The sequence below is a fragment of the Lamprocystis purpurea DSM 4197 genome, assembly GCF_000379525.1.
GTDB lineage: Bacteria > Pseudomonadota > Gammaproteobacteria > Chromatiales > Chromatiaceae > Thiodictyon > Thiodictyon purpureum.
The window spans coordinates 106473-127312 of sequence record NZ_KB902509.1 but is presented as its reverse complement, the minus strand read 5'-3'; the positions used below and the strand labels follow the sequence as shown (position 1 = coordinate 127312).

Here is a 20840-nt window from a genome sequence, read left to right as displayed (position 1 = left end):
CCGCTTGCGGGCGACGTGACCTGCCCGAATCGCGTCATTCTGCCCCCACCCGTCGCCCGCAAGCGGGCTCCTACGGGTTGGACCTTTCGCGGAAATCACCTTGCGCAGGGTCCATCGGGCAACCGGGTCATTGACATGAAAATCTTTTAATATTAAAATGTTAAGTCTCTTCTCCTACTTTGCGAACCCGTAGATTGCAGCACGACCCCCAGCAGATGGAGAACAAACGCCGCGGCCGACACCGAGGCGCGGCGCGTCGTGTCCCAAGCAAGAACCCGAAACGGCGCCTGCTGATCGTTTGTGAGTGCAGTCGAAACGATTCGGCCCCGTCGATAGCCGGCTGCTAAGCGACACGGACTCACGTGCCGCAGCGCGCGCAATCCAACCGAAACGCCGCCCGTCGCACGCACGCGCGGCGCTGCACCTTGCCGCTGGCGCTGCTCGCGGCCGGGCCAATCCTGGCCGCTCCACTGAGCGGAGAGCTGGAGGGCGACGTCTCCGCCGGCTACGACTCGAACCCCGCGCAGAGCCATGAGGCAACCGGGCTGGCCTTTGCGCGCTATGTCTTCGCGGCAGTGCAGCCGATCGGGTTGGGCGGGGCCGATGTCAGTCTCGGGGCGAGCGGCTTCTATACCGACTACGAGGCGGCCAACGACAATTACCGCTTCGCGCTGAACGCCGATTGGTCTGGTACATGGCCCGACGACAGCGGTGTCATGACCTTATCGGCAGCGGTGGCCGCCTACCGCGATGCGTTGGTGCCGGCGGATGCGCGTAATGAGGCGGCGCTGACGCTTCGCTATGAGCGGATTCTGACCGCCCGCGACTCGCTCAACCTCACCGCCGAGATCCGCCAACTCGCGTACATTTATCCATCGCTCCCCTGGGCCGGACGGCCCGGGTCCGGTCCCAGCCTCCCGGCGGCGAGCCAGTCCGGGCGGGCACGCGGCGGCCTGGCGGTGCGCCGCACCGACCTGCTGTCCGGATTGGGAATCGATGTCACCCACGCCTGGTCGCCGACGCTGACGAGCGTTCTGTCAGCCGCCATCACCCGGTGCAACTCGCCGGTCCCAGTCGATGCCTATGTCCGGAGCGGCGCGGGATTTCAGATCCGCGCTGAACCGGCGGTCGATTGGTCGCTGGAACTGGGTCTGGGCTGGTCGCGCACCGCCTATGACCGGGCACCGCAGCAACAGGAACGGGTCGATAACGAACTCGCCGCCGGCCTGACCCTGCGGCGCACCATCGATCAGGCCGCGTTATTTTGCAGTCTCGATTGGATCAACAGCCAATCCACGATCGCCACGCGGGCGTTTCGACAGCAGGTGACCCAGTGTGGCCTCTCCTGGTCTTTTTAACCCTACTCTGATGCGGCACGCCGCGCTGGGCCTGTGGTTCGCCACGGCGACCCTCGTCGGACCCGCCGCCGGCGCACCGGACCCGGTGCTGGCGCGGGTGCTGTCCATTGCGCCCGATCAGGTGATCCTGACCCTGGAGGAGCCCACGGGAGACACCGCCGGGCGGGTGGTCATCCCGCTTGGAGAGGAGCGCCTGCCACCTGGGATCACGGTGGGCCAACGGGTCCGGTTATGGCCTGCCGCCGCGCCTGGGGACGCGGACCCCTGGACGCATGCACGCCTGGTCCCACTCGAACGCGACGGCATCGAGCGTGACCGCACCGGGGTGCGCTCACGGCTGATGCACGGCGCGCAACGCGGCCTCGGCGGAGGACGCGGTGGACGCTGAACCCAACCGCCGCCGTCTGCCGCCACCCTGGCTGGGGCATCTCCTGGTCTTCGGCCTGCTCTTCACGCTGGTGCTGGCCTGGTTCTTTGTGCAGACCCGACAGGCGCAGCGCCTTTTTCTCGACGATGCCGGAGTCCGTGCCCACCTGCTGGCCGACGCGGTGATCCTGCACGCCCGCGGCGCGCTGATCGCGGAAGACGTCACCGCCGCCATCCTGATGCGCTTTCTCGGTAATTCGGCGCACTTCGTCGATTACCTGGACGAAATCGCCCCCTTTCGCCCCGATGAGCTGCGCGCCTTCGCCGACCAGGCCGGATTGTCCGTGATCCGCATCGTCCGCGTCGATGGAACGACAATTCAGGGCCCGGAGGATTGGCAGCCGGGCGAGACGCTGGACTGCACCCGCCTGGACCGCCTGATCCGCCTGGCCGAAACGCACACGCTCGTGCTCGGGGTCGCGCCCGACGCGAACCGCGGCTGTGTTCTGGTCGGCATGGACAGTCGCCAGACCGAAGCCTTGGAAGCGGCTGTCGGACTGCCCCAGGCACTGGCGGCCGTCGCCGACCTGCCCGGCGTGATGACGGTGCGGCTGGAGGGCAAGCCGCACGATGCCGCGCCGCCGACCGGCGCCGACCCACTCCCGGTCACCCTGCATCAGCGTCCGGACGGAACCAGCGTGGCCCAAGCCAGCGCCCTGGTCGCCGGCGCACGTCTGGTCCTGGAGCTGGATGCCGGACCGCTGTTGGCCAGACGCGCCCGCCTGTGGTGGGAGTTCCTCGGGTTTGTCGTCGTATTGGCGCTGGCCGGAGGTGTCGGGACCTGGGTGCTGATCCGTCATCAGCGCACCCACGAGCGCCAGCGTCTGGACTATGAGCGACGGCTGTCGCGGCAGCGCGAGGAGGCGGGCCTGGGTCGGGCCGCCGCCGCCATCGCCCATGAGATCCGCAATCCGTTGAACGCCATGGCGATGGGCCTCCAGCGCCTGCAACTGGAGGCGGACGAACTGAACGCCGAGCACCGTCGGCTGGTGGACCTGGTGCTGGCCGCGGTGCGGCGCACCAACGGCACTGTCGTTGGCCTGCTGGACTATGCGCGACCGCTGCGGCCGCGGCAGGAGCGGATCGCACTGGACGCGCTGCTCGCCGATCAACTGAGCCTCTACCGGCAGCGGATCGCGGCGGCCGGGCTCCAACTCGCACTCACGCTGAACCCCGCCACCTGGGCCCTGGGCGACCCTGACCTGTTGCGGCAGGTGCTCGACAATCTGCTGCGCAACGCGCTGGAGGCGCAAGGCGGCGGCGTGCTGGAGATCCAGGTCTGGCCCGACGCCAATGGCGCCCACCTGGCGCTGGCCAATGATGGCTTAGCGGTCCCAACCCAAGATGTGGAGCGCCTCCTGGAGCCCTGGTTCACCACCAAGACCGCGGGCACCGGACTGGGACTCGCCATCTCCCGGCGCATCATCCTCGCCCACGGCGGCAGCCTCACGCTGGAGGTGCCGCGGCCCGGTCGACTGCGCGTGCATCTCACGCTGCCGTCGCGTCCATCCGACGAAGGTCGTATCTGAACAACATGAATATTCTGATTGCCGACGACGACCCGATGCAGCGTGAACTGCTGGCGGGTTTTCTCGAAAAACAGGGCCATCGGGTGCTGGCCGCCGCTGACGGAGAGGAAGCGCTGACCCTGTTTCGCCGCGAATGCGTTCAACTCGCCTTGCTGGACCATCGCATGCCCGGACTGAACGGTGACCAGGTGCTGGCGCGCATGAAGGCCGGCAACCCGCTGGTGCGCGCCATCATGATCACCGCCTATGGCGCGGTGGAGACTGCCGTGAACGTGATGAAGCTCGGCGCCGACGATTTCCTGGAGAAGCCGGTGGACCTGATGGTGCTGCGGCAGAAAATCCAGCAGATCGAGCTGGACCTCGCCGTGGCCGAGGACGTGGCCGGGGTGACCGAGGCACTGGAATCCGGCCCCCTGCCGCTGGAGATCATCGGCTCCAGCCCCGCGATGCAGGACACCCTGTCGCGGGTCCGGCGGGTGGCGGACAGCCCTTGGAGCGTCCTGATTCAGGGCGAGACCGGCACCGGCAAAGATCTCATCGCCCGCCTCATCCACCTGCTCGGACCGACGCCCACGGCGCCCTTCGTCGAGGTCAATTGTGCGGCGATCCCGGAGAACCTGTTCGAGAGTGAGTTATTCGGACACGAAAAAGGCGCCTTCACCGGCGCCGACCGCAACCATCGGGGACGCTTCGAGCAGGCCACGGGCGGCACCCTGTTCCTGGACGAGGTTGGGGAACTCCCCTTGGCGCTCCAGTCCAAGCTCCTGCGCGCCCTCCAGGAGCAGCGCATCAGCCGGGTCGGCGGCGAGCACGACATCGCCGTGAACGCCCGCGTGGTGGCCGCGACCAACCGTGATCTCCAGGCGATGGCCAAGTCCGGCGCCTTTCGCGAAGACCTCTATTTTCGGCTCAATGTCCTGGACATCACCGTGCCGCCGTTGCGTCAGCGGCGCGCGGATATCCCGGCGCTGATCGATCACTTTGTCGCCCGGTATGCGCGCCGACCCATGCAGTTCGCACCCGAAACCCTGGACCTGCTGGTGCGCTACCAGTACCCAGGCAACGTGCGCGAGCTCAAACACATCATTCAGCGCAGCCTGACCCTGGCGCGCGGCAGCCGCTTGCAGCCGGCGGACCTGCCCGATGAGGTCCGCCAAGCGGAGGGGACTGAGCCGGGTCCGCTGCAGGAACGGCTGGACAGCCTGGAGCGCGACCTGCTGATCGCGGCATTGAACCAGACCGACTGGGTGCAGACCCGTGCCGCCGACGTACTCGGTATCAGCGAGCGGGTGCTGCGTTACAAGATGGGTAAGTTTGGGATTCGGCGGCCTGAAGGCTGATGCTGTCGGAACAGCTCGCTGCGAATGAACGCGAATCAGACCAGGACCCGGCCGCCGCGGGACGCATGCGCGTCAGGAGCAAGTTCCCTTGCCTTTGCCTTTGCTGCCCTGGCCGCTCCCCTGGCCGGCACCGCCGCGCGCCATGGTTTCGCGATCATCGAGCGCCGCCAGCACCCGGTCTGTTGCCGGCGCGCCCGCCATGCCGCCGCGCTCCATCGGGCTGTCGATGATCGCGTCCACGGTCGCCTGCTCCAGATGCTGCGCCTCATAGACCACGCCCAGGGCTTCGATCGCGGCGGCGAAGGCCCGCAAATGGTTGCGTGAACCGCGCAGCAAATTGCCGTACATCGTCTTGAGATCCGCGTTGTCGGTGGCGTCCATGGCGTCCTGCACATCGTCGATGTCGACCTCCTCGATCAACCCGCCGACGCGCAAGGCTTCGAGGTAAGAGGTCTCACCGCGGGCGAGCAGATCGGTATACATCTGCTGCAAGGTCTCATTGTCGAAAACACCGGGCAGGTCCGGGTTGACCGGATCGGGCAGCGCATACTTGGTCAGCGAGGCCTTCACCGCATCCATATGCTGTTGCTCGGATTGGGCGATGTTCGCGAACGGCAGCGCATCCCACCGCGCCTCCATGGCCAGGTAGGTGTCACGCGCCACCTTTTCCTCCTCGCGCATGAAGGTCAATGACGCGGCTTCGCCGGCGTCGACGGTCGGCAGGACCGGGCGGGTGCCGCGCGGACCGGCACCCAGGGCGGGCGCGGCGGCCAGGACAGCGGTCAGGGCGAGCGGGAGCAGACGGTAGTTCAGGTTCATCACAGAGTCCTCGTGGGGTGCAGCGAGATGCTGTCATGAGCCTCTAAGCACGATCCGTACCACAAAAAATACTAATTTATTTCTATCACTTATGGTTTTTCGCCAAGCCTGGACCTCGACGAAGACGATCAGGCTCGACAGAAATGTCGACCGCGCCAAGCGTGGTCATGCGCATCGAGCCGCACGTCGCAGCGCTAAGGAAGACGCTAATCCTTCGCGATCTGCTATAGAATATTCCGGCAATCGCCTAAGATCTGCGCGTACTGCCGCCGGACTTCCCGGCGATTCGGCGGGGGACGCGATGGACGAACTGCTGCAACTGCGTGAACACATCGAACACGGCCGCTATGCCGAGGCCCTGATCCTGATCGGGGAGCTGGACGAGATGAGCCGTGACGACAAGATCCAGAAGATCGAGAGTTATCTCCAGGTCCTGCTCTTACACCTCATCAAACAGCGAGTGGAGCACCGCACCACCCGCTCCTGGGACGTCTCGATCCGCAATGCGTCCGACGCGATCCGCCGCGTCAACAAACGCCGCCGCTCCGGCGGCATCTACCTGGACGACGCGGAGCTCGCCGAGGCCATCGACGAGGTCCTGCCCTCCGCGCTACGCCAAGCCTCCCTGGAGGCCTTCGAGGGCCGACACGACGAGGCCGAGCTCGCTGCGCAACTCAAGATAGACGAACTGAAACAAGACGCGCTGTCGATCATCAGCGCTTAGCCCTGAACCTGAGATGCGAATGAATCCCAGTCTGGAGTCTCGCATGAGCACCACCACGACCAAAGACGGCCGCCTCAACATCCGCTGCGACTCTCCCGTGCGCGGCAGTTACTCGACAAGGCAGCCGCCTACGCCCAGACCAGCGTGTCTGACTTCGTGCTGTCCCACGCCTTGGCTGCGGCCGCGGAAGTCGTGCAGGCGAATGAGTCGATGACCCTGACAGCCATGGATTTTAAAGCCTTTCTCGCTGCCCTTGATGGACCTGTCGAGCCCCGCGCGGCTTTGGCCCGTGCTTTCGACCGTCATACCGAACAAGTCAGGCAATGACCGGCTACCGTATCCGTCCGCTGGCCTGTGCTATCGCGGCGGGCTGGGGGACGAACACCCAGGTCCATGCCCTCGGCGATGGGGCGGTGTGGATCGCCGACCAGGTCGCGGCGAGTGTGATCAGAACCGATGGGGCCGGGCCTCTCGGTAGGATGGGCAGAGCGAGAGCGATACCCATCCTCAAGCGTCGCGGTGGCCGGATGGGCATCGCTCTCGCTCTGCCCATCCTACGTGCTGTCGGACTTTAGGCGATTTCCGAATAAGACGCTATCAAGAATCAAGCTCCGTAGGAGCCCGCTTGCGGGCGACGTGACCTGCCGGAANCGCGTCATTGTGCCCCACCCGTCGCCCGCAAGCGGGCTCCTACGGGTTGGATTTTTCGCGGAAATCACCTTACGTTAGATTGTGGAGCAACAAAAAGCCTTTATGTTCTGAAGTTTCCTGTTTTCAATTAAGCCACGAGCCGCATCACCGCGGCGATCAGGGGATTTTGCGTCGGTTTGTTGGCCCCCCCCGCAATCAATACCAAAACCCTCCCCGCCGAGGTCCTGTGCGAGCCGACGCCGCAGGTCGGCGAAGGCATATTCGGTGCGCTTGGTGGTCGAATACCGGCGCGGCGGCGCGTGCTCCAGATGCGCGCCGTAGATCCAGGTGATGGCGGTCGCCGCCATGCAGAAATTCAGATGATTGGTCACGGCATCGGGGTTGCGCGTTTGCGTCTCGGCACTGCCGATCTCCTGCTTGATTTCTCGGAATCCGGCTTCAATTTTCCAGCGCGCGCCATAATATTCAATAATCTGCGTGACGGAGAGGTCCAAGTCCGTGGTGACCAAGGCGACCCATTGGGTGGTGCGGAAGACCCACACCACGCGCACCCGGCAGCGCAGGGTCTTGAGCATCACCACACGGTCGACCGCCATGACCGTGCGCAGCGTGCCATACAGGTTCAACGTATACGCCTGCGCACTCGGCCGCAGCGTGGTGGCCAACGACTCCGCGTTGCCCAAGCGCTCGCCGTACGTGCACGGACGCCCGCCGCGCCCGGGCGTGGGGGTCGGCAGATCATACAATGCGGCATTGGTGCGCAGGCGCGACAGCAACTGCGCGCGCGGTCCCAACGCCTGCCGTAACGGCTTGAACAACCCCTTGTCCCCGAACCAACTGTCGCACACCACCAGCACCGGGACGGTGGGGAAGACCGCCCCGATCCGCGCGATCAGCGCGACCGCCTGGGCCAGCTTGGTCTGAAACCGCACGGCGTCGCCGCGCACGCGAATGCAGTGAGCGCGCAGCGTGATCCGGCGTAAATAGAACGCGAAGGCCAACGGCACGCCACTCCACCGGCCGTGAATCACCTTCAGCAGGACCACCGTCACAATGGTCTGCGCCCAGGGATACCGACTCTGATTCGCCTTGGCCGCGTGGTCAAAGGTGGTCTGGCAGCCAAACACCTTGCGCCCCGTCTTCGGGTTGAGCGAATCATCCAGCGCCAGCAGCAAGCGTCCCGCGGTCAGCGGGTCGGGGATGGCCCGCCACAGCATCTCCCAGACCCGCCTCCAGGGCAATTTCACCGACGCCATAAAGGTGTAGTACCGCGACTGGGCGATCACCACGCCAAACAAGGTGGCAATCGCCCGCAACAAGTTGGAGGTGCGCGAGGCGGTGATCGGGACCAGGATCGCCTGGAGCGTCAGGATGAACCAGCGACTGCGCCGCTGGCCATGCGCGGTCGCCGGAAAGAGGGCTTGGAACTGCACGGCAAGAGCGGGTAAGATCGACATGGAATGCGGGCTCGTTTATTTTTTAATCAACGGTTTAGGCACCTTCGATTATACCCTGAACAGAGTCCTCATTCACCTTTAAGTCGCTGAAATGTCATCGCAATAGGCCGCTATTCCGCGCCCTCAGCGAGGCCGTTGAGCGGCTGATATCGTATATTAGCTACCACTAGTTGGAGACGCGATAAGTATATCGCTTTTCGCGTTGCATACTGTGTATTTCCCATTAATTAATAGTAGGAAACTTCAGTTAAGAAAAACGGGGTCTCACATTGCACACCCTCCGACCTTGTTCTAGGCTTGCCGCGGTGAAAAATGGCGGGAGTGAAACCATGGCCGGGCCTTTGCGGCTGGAGTTCGCCGGCACGCGGGATCACGAGACGGCACGCGGCAATGAGCGGCGCAGCATCTTTTTGGCGACGCCGACGCCAACAGCGGCCGTTTCTGATTGCCGGTGAAATTTAGGGTCGCCGTCGAGGAGCGAAGGTCGGGGTGGTTCGACGTCAAACTCGGACTGCTCGGTGCCGTTTGTCCCGGGCGCCTGTTGTTGCCCTCCGCCGCATGGCGCGGGGCGCAGGCCCCGCGCAGCGTCTCGCTGCTCAAACCACAGGTTGGGGAAGACCAGCCGCCTCCGCCCGCCGAACGGGCTAAGATTGGACGAAGAACCGCCGCTGGAGCCGCCGATGAACCGAACGAACAACGATGATCGCGGTCTGGAAGCTCTCGGCAGGAGCGCGGATACGGCCGGTATGTGTCTGATCCGGCTGGGGGACTGGTATGTCGAGGCGCAGCTGAACCTGCTGCGGCGGGGCGAGCAGCAGGTTCGCCTGGAACCCAAGGTGATGGAAGTGCTGATCTTCCTGATCGGGCGGGTCGGCGAGGTGGTGCCCCGGGATGTTCTGCTGACGACGGTGTGGCAGGGTGTGGTGGTCGGGGACGATGCGCTGACACAGGCGGTGATCAAGCTGCGCAAGGCGCTCGGCGATGATGCGCGCGCACCGCTCTACATCGAGACGGTGGCGAAGCGTGGCTACCGCTTGGTGGCGCGAATCGGCACGCCGGACGCTGTCGGCGATACCCTGCCAGTGGCCCGACTCCCAGCAGGGAAGAGGAATTCCGGAAGGACGCGGGCCTGGCTCTGGCCGGCGACTGCAACCGCGGCGATCGGCTGCATGCTGGTGGTGGCGGTCGCGCTGCATCGCCGTGCCGGGCCGTCGCCGCCTGTTGTCGAGGCCGTCACCGCGGTTGCGATCTCCCCTGCAAACGCAGCCGCCACGCAACCACCACAAGCTCACCGCCCGGCGGTTGCGGTCATGCCGTTCGACGTGCTCGGCGAGCATCCGGAACAGCGCTACCTTGCGCGTGGACTTGCGTCGGAGTTGGCGATGGATCTGTCACGGATTTCGGAATTGGACGTGATTCGCGTCGATGCCGCACAGCGGTCGGCCACGGCGGACGAGGTCGCGGCCGCGGAGTTTCGCGTTTTCGGTGCCGTCCAACGCACGCAGGATCAGATCGCCGCCGAGGTGCAGTTGGTGGAAGGAGCGACCGGGCGGGAACTGTGGTCCAAGCGCTACTATCGACCCTTTGGCGACCTCTTCGCCATTCGCGACGAGATCGAGGCTCAAGTCGCGACGGCCCTATCGAGCCAGCTCGGCCGGGCCAAGCTGGAGCGCGATGCTGGTCGCTACAGTCGCTCGGTGGCTGCGTACGACGCATTTCTCCGGGCCAAGGCCGCGCTGTTGGTCCCCACCGAGGATGCGAACGACACGGCGAAGGACCTGTATCGGGAAGCGATCAGGCTCGATGCCGCCTTCGCACGGGCCTATGGCGGACTCGCGCTGATCCACGCGGCAGACTATCGTAACCAGTGGGCCGCGGATGGTGCCGCGGCCCTCAGCCGTGCGCAGGACATGGCCAAGGCCGCGGTGCAGATCGACCCGCAAATGCCGGAGGCGCACTGGGTACTCGGCTATGTGAGCACGCAACGTCGACACCACGACGAGGCGTTGTCTCACCTGGATGGCGCCTTGGCCGTAGCGCCAGGCTTTGCGGATGCCTATGCGCTGAAGGGCGGCATCAAGACCTACGTCGGCGAGCCGAGTGCATCGATCCCGTTGCTGCGCAATGCGATGCGGCTGGAGCCCACGGCCGGTTATCTCTACTTCCTGCTGCTTGGGCGTGCCTATTTCTTTCTGAGCGATGACGAGCAGGCGCGGATCAATCTCAATGAGGCCATCGCCCGCAATCCCGCCAATCTCGAAGCCCACGTCTATCTCGCCGCGACGCTGCTGGACAGCGGCGATCGCGACGGCGCCGAGTGGGAGACCGAGGAGATCCGGACCTTGGCACCGGATTTCAGCATCCGTACCTGGCTCGACACCTATCCGATGACCGATGCCGAGCAGATCGAGCGCCTAACAACCGCGTTGGGCTCGCTGAATCTATAATATGAACCATACAGCCTGGTCAACGATCAGGAGACCAGGAACCGCGCACGACCCTCTGGAGGTGCCCGCCGAAGGCGAACGCGCCGCGGCAGCCATCGAGGCCCTCAATGCATGCACGCGAAACTCCTGCCCGCGGAGGGCTGGGCAGAGTACCTGCGCATGGCGGCCTCGCGATTCACGTTCTACCGCGGCGCTTTCTGGACTCAGTGGCTGCTGAGTCCAACCGCAAAGGCATGCTCGACTGCGCCCGCCGCCTGGGCGTCGGCACCGGCTCCCTGGGTACATCCCGGTTCTATTTGCTGGTCCACGACCGCACCGATGAGTGCGAGCGCATTCTCGACGCCAAGCGGCAGGGCCATCCCAACGGGTATACCTTTCTCGATCCGGCGCAGCAGGCCACCTTCGATGCCCTGGTGCCGATTGCTGCCGCCACTGCCGTGGGCCATAGCCAGACGCGTTTGCGGTTCCAATCTCGAGGACGATCGGTTGGCGCAGCCGTGCGCGTTTAGGGCAAATTGACGGGCCAACGAAGCGGTAACCACGCTTGGGCGCCGTCTGGATGTCGCGCCGCGCCCGCTGATCGTTGCCTAATGACTTGCGCAGCTTGAAAACAGCCTGGGTCACAGCAGCGTCCCCGGCTGCGACCCTGGGCGAGACCTTCGCCAACAGCTCATCGCGGAACACCACCGCGCCAGCGTGCCGATAGAGGAAGACCAGGATCTCCATCACCCTGTGCTCAAGACGAATCTTCTGCTCTGCCCGGCGCAGCCGCGAATCAGGTCAACGGCAGGCGCGTCCGCACCCGCCCCGGATACGTTCTCCGAACCACGTTCTTCGTCTTTCGTTCGGGTGATCTTCGGCTCCTTCGGCAGTTCTTCGCCCAATGTTAGCCGGTTTCTTCGGGTGGAGATGCCCAATCTCCGCGGGTATTTCGCTTGCGCGGACAAGTGGCCGATCTGTAAGCACCTAATATGGCCGACGCACAGGGGGTGAAGTTAAATCCGGTCCAGTTGGACCGAACAGTTCCTTCGAACGGAAACGCCTGGGCAACCAGGAGAGGGCTTGTACCGTATGAGGCTGACTAATTCGTATTGTGCGGGCCTTAGGTGGGTGCCTCAATTGAGCCTGCCCCTTTTCCTCCGGGACACGACGGTGCCCGCGTGCCGAGCGAGATACACCAGCGACTCCATGGCCTTTGGCTCCACGCGCATCTCTTTTCCACAGCATTGCTGCAAGTTCAGCGTCGGGACGGCTTCCCAGACGTCGAACTGCACCGCCTCCGGGCTGTGCATCTCCCGACCGTCGATGCCAGCGTCGTCCAACGGGTAATCTGCGTGCATCGCTCGGATCATCATCGCCTCCTTCGGACTTTCTTCGCTAAATGTTAGCTCGGCTGTCGGGTGCAACTACCAAACCGAGTGCTATGTTAAGCAAAAGTTTTGATGTGGCCGTCTCTCGGGCCCTACCGACCTGCAAAAGCGCTGCCATCGAGACCCTATCCTTAATCCAGCACGTAACCGAAATATGCAACGCTTCTCGACAGCTTCAGTGTTGACCGCCACGCCTGACCACGCGATGGACGTGGCGGCGCTGGTAGGATTGCGTGAGCTTTGGGGGGAAACACGCGGAGATAGCAGGGTATTCGTGGCGATCATCGACGGTCCGGTCGACACCAGCCATCCGGCCTTCCTCGGAAAGCGACTTGAGGTCTTGGAGGATGGCCTCTCGCCGTCGGATGCCGCCGCCGAGCACGCGACGCACATTGCGAGCATCGTTTTCGGGCAGGACGGTGGCCCGGTCCATGGGATCGCCCCCGGGTGCTCGGGACTCGTGATTCCCGTCTTCAAATCCGACGCGACCGGGGGCGTAATCCCCTGCTCGCAGGTCCACCTCGCTGCCGCGATCGAGCGCGCGACGCACTATGCCGTCCAGCACGACGCCGAAGCGTTGGTCATCAACATCAGCGGCGGGCAATTCTCGCAATCCGGCGAGGCACACCCCGTCCTCGCGCGCACCATCGCCGACTGCGATCAGGACAAGGTTCTGATCGTCGCCGCAGCGGGCAACCAAGGCTGCAACTGCCTTCACGTACCCGGCGCGATCCCCTCGGTCTTAGCCGTCGGCGCAATGCGGCCGAACGGCGAGCCCCTGGACTTCAGCAACTGGGGCGATGCCTACCTGACGCAGGGGGTCTTGGCCGTCGGCGAGAACATCTTGGGTGCCAGCCCCACGCGGGGGACCGCGATCGCCTCGGGCACGAGCTATGCGGCGCCCATTGTCGCCGGGATTGCCGCCCTTCTGCTGAGCCTGCAATTGCGGCGCGGAATCAAGCCGTCCGCCGCCGCGGTGCGTAGCGCGATCATCGGCTCTGCAACAGGTTGCGACATCCAAGCCGCGAACGACTGTCGCAAGCTCCTGGCCGGAAGGCTATCGATTTCACGTACCGTTGAGACCCTGCTACGGGAGGAACTGCCCCCAATGACCACAGACACCACCGCCACCGCATCGGAGACGGCGTCTTCTCCACCGGAAGTCCATCTCCTCACCCCGACCGCTGGCGTGTCCGCAATGCCGGACCAACTCGTGACGCCGGTGCCCGCGGTCGGCGCGCCGCCCGCGTTCATAACGATAGGGGCCGGGCAGTCCGGGGTGCAGCCATCGGGGGGCTGTTCTTGCGGTGGCGCAGCGGCGGCCAAACCCGTGTTCGCGGTCGGGACACTCGCCTACGACTTCCCATCCATTGCGCGCAGGGAGGACATTCGTCGTCGCATGAAGGGCGAAGAACGGCCCGTCATCCAGGATGACTTATGCTTCATGCGGCATCTTTTCCGGGTTAACCCCGATGGCACCGGGCCGGGTGAGCTGAACCTCCAAGAGGCCTCCCGCGTTCACTGGGTCTTGGAATATGCGGGGGTGCCGCAGTATGTGATCCAGCCCACCGGGCTGTCCGCCGCGACGGACCTGACCAGCCTGGTCTTCGACTACATGGAGCAGCAGGGACTTGCCGACGCACACCGCAAGTTGCGGCTGGGCAAGGCCGATACGCCGTTGAACAAGAAGGACCGTCCAGACCACTTCGCCGTTCCTGGATACGTGACGGGGCAGATGGCGGTGCTCGCCGAGACCGGCCAAACCGTTCCGATCCTCACCCCGGAGTATGATCTTACGGACTCTTGGAATTTGGACTCGGTGCTCAAGGACTTGGAAGAGAAAGCTCTGCTAAACATGGCTGATGAAGAGCGCGTCGCTGCGTACCGCAGGACAGCCGCCGCCCTATACGCGTTCGTCCATCCGAAGGGCGATACCCCGGAGGCGCGTGCCGTCAACTTCTTGGCGAGCGTTGCGGTTCAGTTCGCTTTAGACGACCTGGTCGACGGTCGCCGCATCGCCCTGAAAGGCCTCTACGCGCCAGTTCGAGTAGAATCGCGCCAGCCGGGTGCTCTCGTGTACGAGATTACTGCCGCGTACTTCGACACTGAGAACGTCAGGAATGCGAATTACTGCAAGACCTTCCGTATCGACGTGTCCACGCCGAAGCCGTACCTGGACGGCAGCAGCGAGATCAGCTACGGAACGCCGAAGTTCCTCTAGCATTCCATCGTCAGAGGTGAACGATATGCGCATACCCAGTCTCAACTTGATCCCGGATCGGCGTTGCGATGCGGCGATCCGCGCGGACGGGCTGACACCATCCCAGCTGCCGGAATATCCGCCATCCCAGCCGGAATATCCGATTGAGAGCGTCGCTGCGGTCCACTGCGGGGATTGCTACAGGTTCTGTGGTGACGACCTCCAGTGCGTTGAGCGCTGCAAGGAGGAGCGCTGCCGCTGGGGATGAGAATCGCCGGCGAGTGGACGCGGAGCCCGCGGGCGGTAAGCGATAAGGCCGGCTCCGCGCGGATCTGTGCGGGGCTTGCCTCCAGGTATTCGCGAGCGTCGATCAATGAGAATTGCGAAGCGTGTTCGCGAGCCTGCTTGCACGGCGCCGCTTCCGGGTGAAGAGGTAGTTCGGTATCCAACCATAGACAGCGAGGTGATCAAGATGCGACTTCCAGAACAGGGCGGGATGGCGGCGGGCGTCGGCCTATTCGCGATGGGCCTTCGCCGTGGCGATGGGGTCATGCCTTCGAAGGCGTGGTGGCAGCCGAAGAACTGGTCAAACGAGGGGTGTCGGGCAAAGTGCAATTGGGCGACCGCCGCCTGTGTTTCGGCTTGCACGGCTGCGACGGCGGGGGCTGGGCTTGCCGGTTGCATCGCCGCCTGCGGCGGGGCACAAGCTTCCTGCCTCGGCAGTTGCTAGCGGGTTTGTAGCGCTGCCGGTGTCGTCGCAGCGTCACTCCCCGAGAACGCTGGAGAAATTGCAGGACTCAGGGCACGAGTCCTGCGCCTGCGTGATGTTGCCGGGGGCGGGATCGGAGCCATCCTTCGGCCGCACGAGATTCAACCAAGAGCGAGAGGGAGGTGATCTGATGCGACTACCAGCGCTGATGCTGAAGGACGCGGCTTGCATCGCCACGGTCCGGTCCATGGAGAGCGGCCAATCGGACATCGACGGCATCACGCCGTCCGGTGCGTGCGGAAACGGTCGCAACGAGCAATGGGTGCGCGATACCTGGGGCAACGCGGATTTTACGCCAGCGTGTCGTAGCCACGACCGCTGTTACGAGACCTGTGGTGCCGCCAAGGCGGATTGCGACCGAGTGTTCGGCTCCGAGATGCGAGGAGCCTGCAACCGCGCCTATACAAGCCGTTGGCACGCGGCACATAGGAAGCTGTGTCGTGAGATAGCCAACACCTACGAGTCCGCCGTGACCCGCTTTGCCGGTGACTCGTTTCGTAATGCGCAGCGAGAGAGTGGATGCTGAGCCTGGCTCGGAAATGACGAAAACCATGCAATCGCGTTACGAATCAGTGCTTCATAGCTAGCGTGTTCGGGCAGTGGAGCGCGGGGTACATCCGTTCTCTCACAGGACAAACGATCAATTCAGTGCTTCCCGCGGAGCAGGACGTTACACAACCGCGGTCGCTGTAAGCGGCTGAAAATGAATGTGATCGTAATCCAGGCCTGGCGATCACCCACTCTGCTTGCGAATTACGGTGACAGCGAATTACGGTGACAGTTTACTGAATCACTTTATTGATTGCTGCGATCGCTTTTCTTCGGTCCGCGCTTTCGAGGTCTTAGAGGCCGCGGGGTCAGAGGCCGCGGGGTCAGGTCTTGCAATACGACACCGATCGATTAGACCGAAGGCATGTCGAGACCTCTACGCATCGAGTTGACGGGCGGGCTGTATCACGTTACGTCGCGCGGTGATCGGCGCGAGCCGATCTACCGTCGGGATGTTGATCGCGAGGCTTGGCTGAGGCTGTTCGGCGATGTCTGTGACTACTTCCACTGGCGTTGCCACGGATGCTGCCAGATGACCAATTACTACCACTTCATCATCGAAACGCCGGATGCGAACCTGTCGAAAGGGATGCGGCAGTTGAACGGGGTCTACACGGGAGCACGGGGTCACGCCTGAATTCTGGGGACAGTTTACTCAATTCGGTATCTTTAGGCTGCGGCCAGATAAACAAAACGCCCCCGGATCTCCCGCCCCAAACTGCCGCATCGTTGCCGGATGCGAGATAAGCCAAATCGGGGTCGGCCGAGACGGGTACATGCTGTGCCTTGGCCGATGCCGGCAGCCGCAACAACCGTTCGCTCCGCCACACACGAACGCTACGAACGCGCTGCGCGTCGAGGCGATAGACGATCCGGAAAGGAGGGTGGATCAACTCGCGCAGGAAGGTTTGGCCGAACTCCGGAACGATACGCCCGATGCTCGGGTGGTCGGCGAGCACCTCCACGCGTTCAAAGATTTCAGCGACAAGCCGGTCGCCAACCTCCGGCACCCCTTCGTCGGCGTACCACTCCTGGATGCCCGTCAAGTCGCCGAGTGCGGACTCGGCGAAGCGAATCCTGGCGACAGCCACGCCCCTAAGCCACGCCGAATCTGGCCTTGGCCTCGGCGAGAGAGACCTCGCGGCCCGTGTCCAAGTCGGCCAATCCCGCAACCACGGCACGCATGAAGGCGCGCTCCTCGGCGGCCTGCTCGTAGTCGGCCACGGACTGCATGACGGTGACTCCGCGCCCTCGGCTGGTGAGCAGCACGGGCCGATGGGCCTCGGCCGCGTGCTGGACCACGCGACCAGGATTGACCTTGAGGTCCGCTAACGGGACCACGTCTTCGGAGAATTTCACGCGCATGGACGCCTGTCGCTGGGCTTGGTTGGTGCGGACAGTAGCACCTGTCAAGTGGTCTGCCAACCCGGCTTCTCGATCCGAGCCGGCCCGGCTAAGATGACCATGCCGGTGGTCATCGCACCACAGCCCTAGCCCGCGGAGGGTGATTCCAAATGACTGAGATCTCAGTGGCCAAGACCCGACTGACCGGCCTGATCCATCGGGTCGAGGGCGGAGAGGTCGTGCATCTCACGCGCCACGGTAAATCGGTGGCCGTGTTCATGTCGGAGTCTGACTATGCCGCCATGCATCCCAACCAGACGCGGCCGGGTCTGTGGGAGGCCATTGTCGACTGGCGCACCCAGGCCGCTTTCTACTGGCCGGATTTGACGCCTGAGGAGGTCGACGGGCGGCGCGACCCCTCCCCGGGGAGGGTCTTCGATTGGACCGACTGAGGTTCCTGCTCGACACCAACATCCTGTCCGTGGTGATCGGGCACCAGACCGAAGCGGGAAAACCGATCGGTATCGAAATCACGGCACCGGGAAAGATAACGATCGCGGACATCAATGCAGTCCTCGCGAGTGTCGACGCGCCCGCACTGACAGCCGAGGACATTGCCCCGTTGCGGGCCGCCTGATGTGCGTAGTCAGGGCTTCCAGCCCTGACGGTGTCAGGCCAGGATGGCCTGACGACGCACCCTGGGACGTCTCGACCAGAGGTGCGAGCCCGCTCAGGCGCGGCGAATGGTCATCGACGCCTGGTGACTACCGACGATCTCGCAGAAGGACTCCTGCCCGCCGACCTAGCCGGCTGCCTTGAACATCTGCGCAATCCCCGCCGCGGGGTCAGGTCCGCAGCCGTTGTGGTTGTCTGGCTTAGGTGATTTACCATCATTTATTGCACCAACGTTGGCGACGCGTTGCCACAACTCGGACCGACTCCTCGCCGATTGCCCCCACTGTCGCGCCCGCCCGGTCGCACCGGCGGCGCCGACCGGATACACTCACCAGACCTTGGCACGGCTCACCCTTGGTTGCGATGTCACCACATTCACTCTTCCTGTCCCTGTTGACCGTCACCCTGGCGACGACCGGTCTCCTGTGCTCCGATCCGGTCACGGCGGCGACCGCCTGCCGGCCAGGCGATCAGGCGCGGGTCTGGACCGCCCCGCTGCGGCCCGCGGCCGGGGAGCCGTTCGAGGTCCTGGCGGTCGCGACCGATGGGGCCTTGGATCAACTCCTGGTCACTGACCCGGCGGGCAGCCAAACCACCCTGCGCGGGGTCCGTTACGGCGGACCGCCCTGGGGGCTGCATGGCGGTGTGTTTCGGCCCAAGACCGGAACCTATCGGGTCGAGGCGACGCGCGGCGGACGGGGTGTCGCCTGTGCCGAGATCAAGGTCGGCGGCGGTGCCGCGGAGCAGGGAACCGGGGATTGGGACCTGGCGACCCAGGCCCTCTATGCCGTGTGGATCGAACGCCTGTTCGACGGCCCGCCGGAACAGTCACTGAGTTTCGACTCGCTCGCCCCGGTACTGCGTGACCCGGAGCGTAATTTCCTGCACGGTTATCTCGGCACGGCTGAGGACAACCGCCTGCCCGCCGAACCGGACTGCGCGGACCTGCCCTATTTCCTGCGCGCCTATTTCGCCTGGAAGCTCGGTCTGCCGATCGCCTATCGACCCTGCAACCGCGGCAGCCGCAACGGTGCGCCGCGCTGCGAAAGTCCGAAGATCGATAGCGCTTTCACCGGCGCGCCGGCATCGGCAAAAGCATTCGGCGGGGTCACGCGGCGGATCATGGACACGGTCCACTCGGGCAGCGGGCGCACCGGCTTGCGCGACGAGTCGACCGACTTCTACCCGGTCCCGCTGGAGCGTTCCGCGCTCTGGCCCGGAACCGTCTACGCGGACCCCTACGGACACGTCATGGTCCTGACCAAGTGGATCGCGCAGCAGCCGGGACAGCCGGGACTGCTGCTCGCGGTCGACGCCCAGCCGGACAACTCGGTCGCCCGCAAACGCTTCTGGGAAGGCACCTTCCTGTTCGCCCAGACGCCGAGCGCCGGCCCCGGCTTCAAGCAGTTCCGGCCGCTGGTGCGCACCGGCACCGCCCAGGGGGGCGCGCGTCTGCTGTCCAACGACGCGCTCACCGGCCGCGACGGCCTGCCGCCCTATTCAACCGAGCAGGCGGGACTCACGCCCGCGGACTTCTACGCCCGGATGGAGCGGCTCATCAACCCGGACGGACTCGCGCCGGAAGCCGCCTATGCGTCCACCCTGGCGGCCCTGATGGAGCAACTGCAAACCCGTGTGGATTCGGTGGACAAGGGCGAGGCCTACATGCGCGCCCACCCCGGCACCGTCATCCCCATGCCCAGCGGCCCCGCCATCTTCGAGACCACCGGCCCCTGGGAGGATTTTGCCACCCCGTCGCGTGACATGCGCCTGTTGATCGCCATGAATGTGCTGGCGGGACTGCCCGAGCGTATCCGCCGCTATCCGGACCTCTATGTCCTGCGCGGTGACAGCGCGTCCGGCGCCGCCGCGCGGATCGCGCAGATCCACGACCGCCGCCTTGATGAGCAGTTCACCAACTACACCCGCGGTGACGGCAGCCCCTGGCGGCTCAGTCTGCGTGACATCTATGCCCGCCGCGCGGGGCTCGAGGTCGCGTACAACCCCAACGACTGCATCGAACGGCGCTGGGGCGCAACGCCCCAGACCCCGGACTATGCCACCTGCCGTCGTCAGGCGCCCGCCGAGCAACGGGCGCGGATGGAGGAGTACCGGCCCTGGTTCCAGGAGGCCCGCCGGCCGCCGCGCTAGCGTTCACCGCCACTGCCCGGTGCTTCACCTGCCGCGTCCTTCAGCGCACACGAAGTCTCGGCATTACTCAACAGGAGTTTTCTCGTGCCGATCCCAACCATCGCCCAGATCCGGCCCAAGCTGGCCGCGGTCCTGGTCTTCAGTTTGCTCCTGGCTGCTTGCGGAGCCCCCCCCCAGCGGCCCGACGGCGGTGACGCCGGGACCTGGAACGGACGCCGCATCGGCGTACCGCCGCGCGCCAACCCGGCGCTGCGGCAATCGATCATCGCACGCGCGACCCGCGAGTGGGACTATTTCAATCGTCAAACCGTGTTGCTACGGGGAAGCGAGGAGAGCATCCCGCATGTCGGCACCTGGGAGGACGACGATACCAGCAGCAGCGAACGGGTCGCCGCTTACTGGCGTGCCGCCGGCAAAGGCGGGTTGAACGGGATGGATTGCAAACAGCCCTGGTCCGCCGCCTTTCTCAGTTTTGTCATGCAGAACGCCGGTGTCCCGGAAGCCCAGTTCCGCCGCGATTCCGCGCACTGGGTCTACCTGGCCAGTATGATCGACGAGGCCGACTTTCCCGGCCGCTGGTTCGTTCCCCGGCGGATCGCGGACTACAGCCCCCGACCGGGCGATCTGGTCTGCGCCTCACGGGGCTTCACACGCCCGGCGACGATCGGCGGCTACACCAGTGCGCGCGCGCTCGAGGGCGCCAACCTGCATTGTGACCTGGCCGTCAGCCGCAGCGGCCAGACCCTGGACGTCATCGGCGGCAACGTCCGCAATTCAGTATCCAGGACGACCCTCGAACTGGACGGCCAAGGCCGCTTACAGCCGGTGCCTCGACGCCCCTGGTTTCTGATCATGGAGAACCGACTTTAGCCCCCGGTTCCCCTGTGCCCGCACCGTGGGAGCGGCCTCCGGCCGCGATGAGGCTTCGCGGGATACTGAACATCGCGGTTCGCCGCGGCACCGCATCGCGGCCGGAGGCCGCTCCCACACGCCCACACAGTTGCCGTGCGTCGAGACCGCGTGCATGATTC

Annotated in this window: 18 protein-coding genes and 3 pseudogenes; 15 read left to right on the top strand and 6 right to left on the bottom strand. The window is 64.8% G+C overall.

Features of this window, described 5'->3' with window-relative positions; genetic code table 11:
- Positions 1 to 425 precede the first annotated feature (425 nt).
- Genes A39O_RS0118820 through A39O_RS0118805 form a run of 4 tightly spaced genes read left to right on the top strand, consistent with a single transcriptional unit; the run spans position 426 to position 4653 of the window.
- The gene (locus A39O_RS0118820) at positions 426 to 1358 is read left to right on the top strand and encodes a hypothetical protein (protein ID WP_169338463.1); all 933 of its coding nucleotides are present in this window, start codon (positions 426 to 428) and stop codon (positions 1356 to 1358) included.
- Positions 1359 to 1368: 10 nt separating this feature from the next.
- The gene (locus A39O_RS0118815; RefSeq protein WP_020506215.1) at positions 1369 to 1746 is read left to right on the top strand and encodes a hypothetical protein; all 378 of its coding nucleotides are present in this window, start codon (positions 1369 to 1371) and stop codon (positions 1744 to 1746) included.
- The gene (locus tag A39O_RS0118810; RefSeq protein ID WP_020506214.1) at positions 1736 to 3313 is read left to right on the top strand and encodes a sensor histidine kinase; all 1578 of its coding nucleotides are present in this window, start codon (positions 1736 to 1738) and stop codon (positions 3311 to 3313) included. The genes A39O_RS0118815 and A39O_RS0118810 overlap by 11 nt, the downstream gene beginning before the upstream one ends.
- Before the next feature lie 5 nt (positions 3314 to 3318).
- The gene (locus A39O_RS0118805; RefSeq protein ID WP_020506213.1) at positions 3319 to 4653 is read left to right on the top strand and encodes a sigma-54-dependent transcriptional regulator; all 1335 of its coding nucleotides are present in this window, start codon (positions 3319 to 3321) and stop codon (positions 4651 to 4653) included.
- A gap of 72 nt (positions 4654 to 4725) precedes the next feature.
- On the opposite strand, the gene A39O_RS0118800 is transcribed toward A39O_RS0118805, so the two are convergent.
- Positions 4726 to 5472: a DUF2202 domain-containing protein gene (locus A39O_RS0118800; RefSeq protein WP_020506212.1), complete on the bottom strand. Its 747-nt coding sequence runs from the start codon at positions 5470 to 5472 to the stop codon at positions 4726 to 4728.
- A gap of 301 nt (positions 5473 to 5773) precedes the next feature.
- On the opposite strand from A39O_RS0118800, the gene A39O_RS0118795 reads away from it, so the two are divergent.
- Both A39O_RS0118795 and A39O_RS42770 read left to right on the top strand, forming a co-directional pair.
- Positions 5774 to 6196: a DUF29 family protein gene (locus tag A39O_RS0118795; protein ID WP_020506211.1), complete on the top strand. Its 423-nt coding sequence runs from the start codon at positions 5774 to 5776 to the stop codon at positions 6194 to 6196.
- 144 nt (positions 6197 to 6340) lie between these two features.
- Complete coding sequence (locus A39O_RS42770) at positions 6341 to 6523, top strand: type II toxin-antitoxin system TacA family antitoxin (protein ID WP_245561931.1); 183 nt, start codon at positions 6341 to 6343, stop codon at positions 6521 to 6523.
- 451 nt (positions 6524 to 6974) lie between these two features.
- On the opposite strand, the pseudogene A39O_RS34225 reads toward A39O_RS42770, so the two are convergent.
- A pseudogene (locus tag A39O_RS34225) lies at positions 6975 to 8304 on the bottom strand (IS701 family transposase).
- A gap of 680 nt (positions 8305 to 8984) precedes the next feature.
- Between A39O_RS34225 and A39O_RS38795 the strand changes: the two are divergent.
- A complete protein-coding gene (locus A39O_RS38795; RefSeq protein ID WP_157640257.1) occupies positions 8985 to 10751 on the top strand; it encodes a transcriptional regulator in 1767 nt (588 codons plus the stop codon).
- Between the two features lie 206 nt (positions 10752 to 10957).
- Positions 10958 to 11260 (top strand): DUF2252 family protein, encoded by a 303-nt coding sequence (locus A39O_RS40975; protein WP_020506207.1) that lies wholly within the window; start codon positions 10958 to 10960, stop codon positions 11258 to 11260.
- A 31-nt stretch (positions 11261 to 11291) separates the two neighbouring features.
- On the opposite strand, the pseudogene A39O_RS43625 reads toward A39O_RS40975, so the two are convergent.
- Both A39O_RS43625 and A39O_RS0118765 read right to left on the bottom strand, forming a co-directional pair.
- Positions 11292 to 11498 (bottom strand): annotated as a pseudogene (locus A39O_RS43625) (winged helix-turn-helix domain-containing protein); the annotation flags it as partial.
- Between the two features lie 368 nt (positions 11499 to 11866).
- Complete coding sequence (locus A39O_RS0118765; protein WP_169338462.1) at positions 11867 to 12103, bottom strand: hypothetical protein; 237 nt, start codon at positions 12101 to 12103, stop codon at positions 11867 to 11869.
- A 172-nt stretch (positions 12104 to 12275) separates the two neighbouring features.
- Here A39O_RS0118765 and A39O_RS36835 point away from each other — a divergent pair, with 172 nt between their 5' ends.
- The 3 genes from A39O_RS36835 to A39O_RS38785 all read left to right on the top strand — a co-directional run bounded on the left by A39O_RS36835 (position 12276) and on the right by A39O_RS38785 (position 16276).
- On the top strand, positions 12276 to 14342 hold the full coding sequence (locus A39O_RS36835; protein WP_020506205.1) for a S8 family serine peptidase: 2067 nt from the start codon (positions 12276 to 12278) through the stop codon (positions 14340 to 14342).
- 878 nt (positions 14343 to 15220) lie between these two features.
- Positions 15221 to 15616, top strand: coding sequence for a hypothetical protein (locus A39O_RS36830; RefSeq protein ID WP_157640255.1), 396 nt, complete (start codon positions 15221 to 15223; stop codon positions 15614 to 15616).
- 387 nt (positions 15617 to 16003) lie between these two features.
- The gene (locus tag A39O_RS38785) at positions 16004 to 16276 is read left to right on the top strand and encodes a transposase (RefSeq protein WP_083924774.1); all 273 of its coding nucleotides are present in this window, start codon (positions 16004 to 16006) and stop codon (positions 16274 to 16276) included.
- A gap of 151 nt (positions 16277 to 16427) precedes the next feature.
- Here A39O_RS38785 and A39O_RS34205 read toward each other — a convergent pair.
- Positions 16428 to 16730: pseudogene (locus A39O_RS34205) on the bottom strand (type II toxin-antitoxin system RelE/ParE family toxin); the annotation flags it as partial.
- 4 nt (positions 16731 to 16734) lie between these two features.
- On the bottom strand, positions 16735 to 17004 hold the full coding sequence (locus tag A39O_RS0118745) for a type II toxin-antitoxin system Phd/YefM family antitoxin (protein ID WP_026199527.1): 270 nt from the start codon (positions 17002 to 17004) through the stop codon (positions 16735 to 16737).
- A gap of 149 nt (positions 17005 to 17153) precedes the next feature.
- On the opposite strand from A39O_RS0118745, the gene A39O_RS34200 reads away from it, so the two are divergent.
- The 4 genes from A39O_RS34200 to A39O_RS0118725 all read left to right on the top strand — a co-directional run bounded on the left by A39O_RS34200 (position 17154) and on the right by A39O_RS0118725 (position 20679).
- On the top strand, positions 17154 to 17435 hold the full coding sequence (locus A39O_RS34200) for a type II toxin-antitoxin system Phd/YefM family antitoxin (protein WP_020506201.1): 282 nt from the start codon (positions 17154 to 17156) through the stop codon (positions 17433 to 17435).
- Positions 17423 to 17620: a hypothetical protein gene (locus tag A39O_RS0118735; protein WP_020506200.1), complete on the top strand. Its 198-nt coding sequence runs from the start codon at positions 17423 to 17425 to the stop codon at positions 17618 to 17620. The genes A39O_RS34200 and A39O_RS0118735 overlap by 13 nt, the downstream gene beginning before the upstream one ends.
- A 401-nt stretch (positions 17621 to 18021) precedes the next feature.
- The gene (locus A39O_RS0118730; protein ID WP_020506199.1) at positions 18022 to 19809 is read left to right on the top strand and encodes a hypothetical protein; all 1788 of its coding nucleotides are present in this window, start codon (positions 18022 to 18024) and stop codon (positions 19807 to 19809) included.
- Between the two features lie 84 nt (positions 19810 to 19893).
- Positions 19894 to 20679: a DUF2272 domain-containing protein gene (locus A39O_RS0118725; protein WP_020506198.1), complete on the top strand. Its 786-nt coding sequence runs from the start codon at positions 19894 to 19896 to the stop codon at positions 20677 to 20679.
- Positions 20680 to 20840 lie beyond the last annotated feature (161 nt).